The organism is Bradyrhizobium sp. CCBAU 11430 (assembly GCF_028128855.1).
Classification (GTDB): domain Bacteria; phylum Pseudomonadota; class Alphaproteobacteria; order Rhizobiales; family Xanthobacteraceae; genus Bradyrhizobium; species Bradyrhizobium ottawaense.
In genome coordinates this window covers 23,740-32,850 of sequence record NZ_LBJV01000030.1, presented here as the reverse complement: position 1 = coordinate 32,850, position 9,111 = coordinate 23,740, and the positions used below count along the sequence as shown (strand labels likewise).

At 58.0% G+C, this 9,111-nt stretch carries 8 protein-coding genes; 1 reads left to right on the top strand and 7 read right to left on the bottom strand.

What is annotated here, in order from left to right; translation table 11 throughout:
- The 7 genes from XI04_RS08825 to XI04_RS08795 form a co-directional block, all read right to left on the bottom strand.
- On the bottom strand, positions 1–192 hold a 192-nt coding region (locus tag XI04_RS08825), incomplete at its 3' end, for a transposase (protein WP_271623598.1).
- An 80-nt stretch (positions 193–272) separates the two neighbouring features.
- Positions 273–629 (bottom strand): IS66 family insertion sequence element accessory protein TnpB, encoded by a 357-nt coding sequence (tnpB, locus tag XI04_RS08820; protein WP_271623597.1) that lies wholly within the window; start codon positions 627–629, stop codon positions 273–275.
- 225 nt (positions 630–854) lie between these two features.
- Positions 855–995 carry a transposase gene (locus XI04_RS08815; protein WP_271623603.1) on the bottom strand — a complete coding sequence of 47 codons (141 nt, stop codon included), beginning with the start codon at positions 993–995 and terminating at the stop codon, positions 855–857.
- Between the two features lie 1,060 nt (positions 996–2,055).
- On the bottom strand, positions 2,056–3,315 hold the full coding sequence (locus tag XI04_RS08810) for a Glu/Leu/Phe/Val family dehydrogenase (protein WP_271623596.1): 1,260 nt from the start codon (positions 3,313–3,315) through the stop codon (positions 2,056–2,058).
- A 234-nt stretch (positions 3,316–3,549) separates the two neighbouring features.
- Complete coding sequence (locus tag XI04_RS08805) at positions 3,550–4,353, bottom strand: enoyl-CoA hydratase (RefSeq protein ID WP_271623595.1); 804 nt, start codon at positions 4,351–4,353, stop codon at positions 3,550–3,552.
- Between the two features lie 36 nt (positions 4,354–4,389).
- Positions 4,390–5,658 carry an aspartate aminotransferase family protein gene (locus tag XI04_RS08800; protein WP_271623594.1) on the bottom strand — a complete coding sequence of 423 codons (1,269 nt, stop codon included), beginning with the start codon at positions 5,656–5,658 and terminating at the stop codon, positions 4,390–4,392.
- An 857-nt stretch (positions 5,659–6,515) separates the two neighbouring features.
- Positions 6,516–8,048: a porin gene (locus XI04_RS08795; RefSeq protein WP_271623593.1), complete on the bottom strand. Its 1,533-nt coding sequence runs from the start codon at positions 8,046–8,048 to the stop codon at positions 6,516–6,518.
- Positions 8,049–8,530: 482 nt separating this feature from the next.
- Between XI04_RS08795 and XI04_RS08790 the strand changes: the two genes are divergently transcribed.
- Positions 8,531–9,013 (top strand): MarR family winged helix-turn-helix transcriptional regulator, encoded by a 483-nt coding sequence (locus XI04_RS08790; RefSeq protein WP_271623592.1) that lies wholly within the window; start codon positions 8,531–8,533, stop codon positions 9,011–9,013.
- Positions 9,014–9,111: the final 98 nt, after the last annotated feature.

Here is a 9,111-nt window from a genome sequence, read left to right as displayed (position 1 = left end):
CGTACAGGCCGCAACCTGTTGGACGTCCTCGAGACCGAGCAGCATCTGTTCCTCAGGAAGCGACTCCGCCTTCCGGCCAAAGCGATAACACTGCAACTCCTTGATGATCTGGCGCAGCCGCTCGCTCTCGTGCCGCTCGGGAAGCAGCATCGCCTTCAGCGTCTCGGGATCATCAGGAATGTTATCGCTCATCGGCAAATCAGAGCATATTCGCGCCCGCCTGACGACGTGCTCGATGCCCCTGATTCACTTCGCCGCAGCGCGGCCCACAATTATCCGGCTTGCGTCGGGACGACCGTCTCCCGTGCCGCGTGGACACGCCGCCAATCAAGCCCTTCGAGCAGCGCCAACAATTCTGCCGCTGACAAACGCATTACGCCATCCTCGATCTTCGGCCAGCGGAAGACGCCTTCCTCGAGCCGCTTGGCGAACAGGCACAAACCCGTACCATCAGAGAAGATCAGCTTGATCCGGTCCGCGCGCTTGGCACGGAACACATAAACCGCACCCGAGAACGGATCGGCCTTCATGTGCTCGCGTACCAACATAGCAAGCCCCTCCATTCCCTTGCGGAAGTCGACCGGCTTGGTTGCCACCATCACCCGGACAGTTCCGGACGGGCCGATCACCGGCTTGCCTTCAGCGCATGGACGATGGCCGCAATCATCGCCACGTCCGTGCCTCGGCCGACCCGGATAGTGACGCCTTCGGCTTCGTCTCGATGCCCCCGACATCCGGCTTGGCCTTGCGCCGCGTTGTCTTCTGCTCATGGCCAACAACCACGGCCGGTACCATGGCGTCTACCACCGCCAGTACAAACGGCGGATCGTCGGCAATCGGCGTGCTTGCCGGCGTCAAGTGAACACTTGTTGTGGGGTCAGCCCGTGTCGCCGGGCAATCTCGCAAACGACCGCGCCTGGTACCAGCGTCTCCTCGACGACGCGGGCCTTGTCGTCCTTGGAGAACCAACGACGGCGTCCCGTCTCCGTGATCACTTCCAGCCGGCGCGGTGTCACGTCCGACTTTAATCGTATGGTCAAGCATAGACACAAGTCGATCCCTTCAAAGAGATCTTCAAACTCGCCTATCCCATGTGCCGCGAGAAGGTGGGAGTGGAACGACGCTTACACCAGTCAAGCACGTCATTTCCTTGCACTCGAAGGCAACGAATGGTGGTTGGTGTTTCGCTCAGAGGCTATTGGCCGGCGAAAAGGCGCTTTAACAAAGTGGTCGTTGTTAGTGACGATTATCAGGCACCACTCCGTGGCTGCCGCGGTGTCGAGCGAGAGACCAAGCAGCCCCCCGGTTCTGTTGGCGCGAGCGCTGCGCTCGGAGGAGCCCACTGCGGATCCAAGAACTGGCGCGCTATGGCATGATCTACGGACATGAAGATCCAGGGCACTTCAGGGATGCCGCCCTCAGTCTGAAGCGGCTGGCAGCCGCTTTCTTTGCGCTTATTCCCCCTTGGTTGTCCCTAATAGCGCATTCGCTATCTCAGATCACGCGGCGACGCGGGCTTTGACTCGATGAGCCACACGGGCCTGCCTCGACATGCGCGCAATCTATTTGCCATATGACCCGCCAAAGAACCATCGGTGGCTACCCGCAAAGCTGTTAGCACCCAACGGCATGCTCAATACTCTCGAGCTAATCCAAGAGGTAATGCTGGGACATGCAACAGTAGCTCTTCCAAGGGCCGCGTTCAGTCCATTCGAGGGTGCCGCGTGCTGTACGACCATTACATTCTCAAGAAGAGAGCCAGAACAATGCCGAGACTAGGTCCATTATGCTGGGCACAGCCCGACTTGTCGACTAGTCTGCCACGTAGTCCTCGAACGAACGCAGTCGACAAACCAGCAAGCAAGTCGGTTTTACCCGGAACCGCACGTTGCCCTTTCCAGAGCTCATATCTGCTGAAGCAACACCGGCTCAATTGCGACGGTCTCGAACTCAACTGCAGCGACATTCCGCTGGCGAGCAGAGCGATCTTACATTGCACTTCGAGTGGCTCCTCGAGCGCAAAACCGGATGACACCGGCAGCAGGATCGAAGATGCTACGGAAACAGCCCCCGAGTCTCCTTTGCACCACGTACGCGCTCCACACCGATCGCCATGGCAGCAGTGCGGTTGAACACCTTGTCTCCCTTGCTTCTCGCCAAGACGCGTTCAAAGGCACGATCCAGCACTCGATATTCCCGCCGCATGACCTCGTCCTCTTCCCAGAACAATCGCTGGAGGTCCTGCACCCATTCGAAGTAACTCACCACCACACCTCCTGAGTTGCACAAGATGTCGGGAATGAGGAAGAGCTCGGCCTGACGCTGTTCCAAAATCCGATCGGCTTCGGGCGTGGTCGGGCCATTTGCGCCCTCGGCGAGTATCCGGCACCGCAGATCCGCGGCGACTTTGGCATCGATGACTCGTTCCACGGCAGCTGGAACAAGTATATCGCAAGGGATGGTCAGCATCTCTACGGGGTCCAATCCGAGTTCGTTGGAATACCCTGCTAAGCTTCCTCGTGACGAGGCGTGTCTGACCATCTGTGGGATGTCGAGCCCTGAAGATCGATAGAGTGCACCTGTGTGATCGCTAGCCGCAATCACCTTGACACCCATATTGTGAAACTCGAGTGCCGCAATCGAACCGACGTTGCCGAACCCTTGTACGACGGCCGTAGCGCCACCCAGATGCAGCTTGAGCTCGTCTGCGGCTCGACGGACCAAATGGGCGACGCCCCTTCCGGTGGCCTCCCGACGTCCTAATGTTCCGCCGGCGCTGACAGGCTTTCCGGTCACGATCTCGGTGACCGTCTGACCCTGGTACATCGAGTATGTGTCCATGAACCAGGCCATGATCTGCTCGTTTGTACCCATGTCCGGTGCCATGACGTCAGTGTGAGGGCCGACAAAGGGGATCATTTCCTGCATGTAACGACGCGACAGCGCTTCAAGTTCGCGCTTCGACAAGCTCGATGGATCGACACTAATGCCGCCCTTAGCGCCGCCGTAAGGCAGTCCCACCAAGGCACATTTCCAGCTCATCCAAATGGCGAGCGCCGCCACCTCGCCGAGGTCAACGCTCGGCGCGAACCTGGTCCCGCCTTTTGTCGGGCCGAGTGTGAGATGGTGCTGCACACGATAGCCCTCGAAAACGGCGGTCGTGCCATCATCACGATGGATCGGACAGGAGACCGTGACCGCGCGTTTTGGCATTAGTAGCCGCGCTCTAGCGTCTTCGGGGATGCACAGATATTCTGCGATCACCTCGAATTGCTTAGCGGCCATCTCAAAAACAGGTCCACTGTAGGCGGTCACGATAGCTCCTTACTTGGTTGTGAATCAGCAGGTGTTTGGCGCCACACCTTTATTGTGCGGACGCGACGGGGTTTCCGGACGGTCCTTCATGCAAGCGGGATTAACGATGCGTCCCGTTGCATGTCGCAAACCACAATGCGGAGAAGCGTGCTGTCGCACCGAGGGATATTCCGTATACCGGTTCGCTGTCGCCGCAGAGGCCAGCGCTTTATGCCTCAAGCTCCGACACGGTCACTATTTGCGTGATGCATACTTGCCGCGGGAGATTCCAGAGGCGATGCCTTGATCTCGCATCCGGCTGTACTCATCCGTAACATGAGACAGTTGATGAGTGTCGAAATGGCTCTGAAGTGAGGTTCGGAAGCCCTGAATGTCCGCAGCTCGCTTCAGCGAACGCTTAAGTAGCCTAGCGGCGAATGGGTACGCGGCGGCAGCTTTCTCGGCGAGCTCGGTTGTCTCCGCCTCTAGCCGCTCGCGAGAAACGAATCGGTTTATCATGCCAACGCGAAAAGCCTCTTCGGCCGACAGGCGCCGCCCCGTTAACAAGAACTCATGCGCCATCCGCAACCCCATGACCCATGGGTGGACCAGGACTTCGACCGCCGCCGTGGCGAGACTCTGACACACGGGATCGGCAAAAAAGGCATCGTCAGAAGCCACAACCATGTCGCACATGTTGGCGACCATGAATCCGCCGGCAACACAAGCCCCTTGAACCGAGGCGATCGTTGGTTTGGGACAATCCCAAATCCGAAGCGCATAGTCGAAGTAACGCGTTTCCTCGTAGGCGTAGCGTTGCTCAACCGTGAAATTTGCGCGCGTTGCCTGCGCCTCCTTGAGATCATGACCGGCGGAAAAGTGATCACCTTTGCCCGCGAACACGATCGCCCTGATCGCATCGTCCCGGACCGCGTCCGTCAACGCCGAATCCAGCTCATCGAGAAGCTGGCAGCTTTCGGCATTCCGAACATGCGGCCGGCTGTGAAAAATCCAGGCAATATTGCCGCGCTGTTCAACTGCAACGGTCTCGAAGTCCATCTAGTTCACCCGTGTCGAGTTAAGAAAAGGAGTTGCTCAGGCCATGTGAGTAGCGCGTTGCTCTCGGGGCCGGCGAGACGCACCCGCCATGCCCGGCGAATGTTCGCGCGAGCTCCAGCAGCACGCGAGCCTCCTCCGGCGTCGCCAGGGCTTCACGGAACTCCTTCGGAAGCACAGGCTTCGGATGGATCCTGAAGAGAGATCCCGCTCTCGATACCGAGAAGGGCACTCCGCGCCTGGCGATCGCAGTTCGCAACTGGTCACGAAGTCTGTCGCCGAGGGTCTCGAGTGGGCGAAAGGCGCGTGATCAAGGGCCTTCATGGAAGCGGGACCCGCGCACATCGATAAAGGATTTGCCGAAAACGCTCCTCCGTGCGGAACAGCGGGTCTGCCCTTCGAGGCTTCAAAGACGCTCATCACATCGCGCCTGCCGCCGATTGCGCCGATCGGCAGATCTCCGCCGATGATCTTGCCAAAGGTGAAGATGTCCGCGGCAAGGCCATACCGCGCTGCGGACCCTTCGTAGCCCAACCGAAAATTCAGAACGTCATCGGCGATGATCAGGATGTCATGCTTGCGAGCCACCCGTTGAATCGCGCCCAGGAACTCTGGTGTGGGCGTGATATAACCAGCTCGGCCAGGCATCATGTCGATCAGGATAGCCCCTAGCTTGGACGCATTCGCCTCGATGAATTGCTCAGCCACGCTGGGTTGATTGAAGCGCAGGGGAATGACCTCGTCCAATACTGAGACCGGCGCGCCACGATAGGATGAAGTGGTTGCAGGCATGTCGGTTGGACCCCAGTTCTTGGGACCACTCGCAAGGTTGATCTCCGCCCGGTCATAGGACCCGTGATAGGCGCCTTCGATCTTGGCGATGGCGGATCGACTGGAGAACGCTCGGGCCGCCTTGATCGCTATCATCACAGCTTCCGTACGCGTGTTGACGAAGCGGAGCGCCTCCACGGCCCGCACACATATCAACTCAGCCAAATCAATTTCGCTGAGCGTCGGGTTTGCCAAGCACGTGCCTGAGCGCAACTGACTCGTGACAGCAGCAATCACAGGCTCAAAGCTGTGCCCGTGGATCAAGGTAGCGAAGTTGCCGTTCAGGTCGAGGAAGCGCCGACCATCGACATCGAAGACATAAGCGCCTTCACCGCGGTCCACATACCGCGGGATGGGATCCCGATCGATCGGGACGCGTGTAGTACCATCAGGGAAGACCCGCTGTGCGCGCGCGAACGCCTCTCGTGAACGAAGACCGATTGAGTTGTGGCCTTCAGAAGCCGTACTTTGCGTCATGATTTATCCTGGTTCGAGTCGGTTCTATGTCTGTTACCGCTGGGGAAGGCTTGGTGTGTACGGCAGTCGGCCTAAGCCCCATAAGTGTGCCTGTTCGAAAGCGCCAAAGTCTGCAGCAGACCAGATCGTCGATGGTCTTGCCGAAAGCGCATGTAATCAATCGAGCAACATTTCCTTCGGGTACGGATCAACTCGGCCAGTCAAATGCTGGCGCAACGTCGATGGTCGCGGAGTCCATGCAAGCGAACTCCCTGCTTTACAAGTCATGCCCGAGTTGTCGCTGAGTGAAGCCGCGGCCAGGAAGTGTCATTCCCGATTGTAGCTGCAATTCGATCTGGAATGATGCAAGCAAGCCGCACCGCGCGCTTGAATTCTGCGAGCAAACCGCGTTTCTTCAAGATTCTAGGTAAGGGAAGCACTTGCCACGGCCGATGACCTACCTAAGGCAGGGTGTCGAGACGAATCTGCAAATCGGCTGCTCAATTGAGCGTTTAGCATGCGCCATCGTGGTGCTGGGTTATCATGATGATTGCTCCGTCTCGAGAGGCGAGCGGACGCCCTTTCCTTGCACTTTGCATCGGAGCACCATTGCGCTGCGGAGCTAGTCCCTTGGGGACATGGCCCTCACCCGATGTAGTCGGGATAAGATTCGTACCTAACTTTCTAGGGCCGCCAACCATGACTGCTTGGCTCGCATTGGCCAAGACGAGTGCGCAAAGAGGCCAGCGGCATTGACTTTCAAGCTCAGCCCGATAACAGGCGCAAATTAAAGGCCTCCGGCGGGCATGCCGGAGGCCTTCTTGGAGGTTAACTTAGATGGATAGAGCCACTTCTCCTTTGCTGTTGCGACAGAAAACTTAGAAGTTGCGCTGCGCGCGGAACATCATCTGCAGGCTGCTCTGATCCTTCAGCTCGTAGGTTGCCGCCGGCTTGGCGATGCCAGCCTGCACCGGCAAGGCAACCGTGCTTCCGCTGGCATACTTCTGGTCAAGCATCGTGTAAGCGAGCTCGGTCGAGAAGGTCAGGTTCTTGACTGGAGTCCAGCGCGTCGCCACGCCAACAACCGAATAGTTGAAGTCGGGATTGCAACCAGCAAGGCCGCTCGACAAAGCAAGCGTCGCAACGAACGCGCCGCAGATATGTCCCTTGGCAGTGTTGTTGTAGCGCACGGCACCCCAGCCACCGAAAATGGCGCTGTTCCAGTATGGGTTCCAATTATGAGTGTACGCGCCGTTGAAGCCGTACGTCGTGGTCAATTGCTGGCCCGCGCCGGCGACGAACACAGAGTCAGAGACGCCGCCGAGACCGATGGTCTGGTAAGCCCCTCCCACTCCCGCGCCGCCGTAGATCGCATAAGTGAAAGGCGTATACGACTGGAAGTTGTAGATGCTCGCGCCATTCGTGTAAACACCCTGGACGTTGATGGTGTCGCCGACGCCGGTCGGAATATTCTTGATTGACAATGCGAGCTGACCGGCCCAACCCCACTTGTCGCCCGGATGCCCCGTCGTCTCATCGACGCCATAATAGCCAGCGTGATTGTCATGCGCGGCGACCGATGCCTGGAAAAGACCCCAAGCCTGGTCGACCCGCAGCATGGCTACGAGATCGGGAGCGCGCGAGCCGCCGATATCTCCTGCACCGTACGTGCCGGTGGCAAGACCTACAGCGGTCGCACCGCTTACGTTCCAGATGTTAGTCGTACGGTTAACCTGATCCTCGGCCGAGAATGAAGCCGTGATGCCCTGGCCGAAGTCAGCGGTATAGGCGAACTGGTTGACGGCCTCCCAGCCGCCGCCGCCAGGCATGCCATCGAAGGAGTTACCGGGATAGTTGGTCCAGGGCGATGAGAACTGCGATTGCGCTCTGCCGAACGTGAAACCAGCAAACTGCATGAAGGCATAGTATACCGAGAGTGAACCGCCAGAAACCATCCCGCTGCCACTTCCGGCGGGATTGTTTCCGGTGTAGGCAGTCGCGCCATTGATCAGGTTGCTCCCGGCACCGCCATATCCACCGGCCGTCCAGGTGAAAGCCAACTCGGCGTAGGTGCGAAGGACGCCATATTCCGTCGCCGTCCGCGTATCGGTGCTGAAGTCGAAACGAGATTGCGCCGTGTAGTAGTTGCTGAGGCGGTTGTGCGCGCCACCGAGGCCGCTAGCCGCCGCACCCCAGACGCTGTTCGTGCCCAGTTGGGTCGAAGCGCGCACGTAGCCACCGAGCTTGATGCACGTGTCGGTGCCGGGAATGTAGTAGAATCCAGCACCATACAACGAGCAAATCTTCACATACTCGATTGCCTTGGCCTTGATGGGAAGATCCGCCGCCTGAGCCCCGGCGCCAGCGAACATTGCGGCCGAACCGAGGATAAAGCTCTTCATCAATTTCATTGTTGAACCTCCAAGTTGGAAACGTCGATTCCGTCCTTCAAAGATCCGCCGCTGCTAGCCTCACCTACTGGTCGGGTGCTTGACGGACGACGTCGAGGCGCCCCCTCTCCGTCGGCTCAATGTCTAATTCGCCATATCAATTGTCGCAATTAATTAATATCCACAATCATATGTTTGGCGCGAACTGTGGCATTTCGGCGACAGGCGGCATTTCGCAAAGCAACGCTGAGAGTCATTATGAAAAAAAAGAACCCCCAGGGGGCATCCCGGAGGTTCTCCTTGGAGATTTTACATGATCGCCGAAGAGCCCTCCAACGATCTGATAATAGCCGCACCAAAACTAATTGAATATATCAATTGATTTTTACATGGCACCTATGCCCAGGTGGAGCCTTTCAGGGGCGACCGAACCCAGATACCTGTAAGAGAGCAAGTCACGCAGCGACTTATTGGGCGTGCTGGGGTTTGGCGGAACAACCAACATGGCTGAAAAACCAACAATCGACAGGGCCGTCAGGGACTTCATCTGGAACGTCGTCGAGATCCATTCCCAACTTGAGCAAATACATAAGAGCTGGGCGGAGCTCCTGGGCTTAACCGAGCCACAGTGGTTGATCCTCATGGCTATCGACGAACTCGACGAAGGTTGCGGTGTCTCGGGGATAGGGGTTGCAAGTAAACTCCGAATTCATCCCGCCTTCGTTACCAACCAAACGAAAAGGCTGGAAACGATGGAGTTTCTGGCGCGCGAGCCGTCGCCAGATGATGCAAGGTTCGTTCAAATGTCCCTGACTGAGAAGGCTCGTACAGAAATCTCAAAGCTGTCGAGTAAGAGGGAAGCTCTCAACGCCACGTTATTGGAGGGGCTGGACGGGGCGTCACTAGACTACCTCAACAAGCGGTTAACCTCGATCGCGAAGAATAGTCGATTGGCATCCCAAAAGCTGAGTATCGGCGTGTTGTAGGCCTGAATGGATGGGCCGCATCAACCTGGTCGTTATCATTTACCTCCTGACCAACATGGACAGCTTCACTGCAGCTTACCACGGAGGCAGGCGTCGAG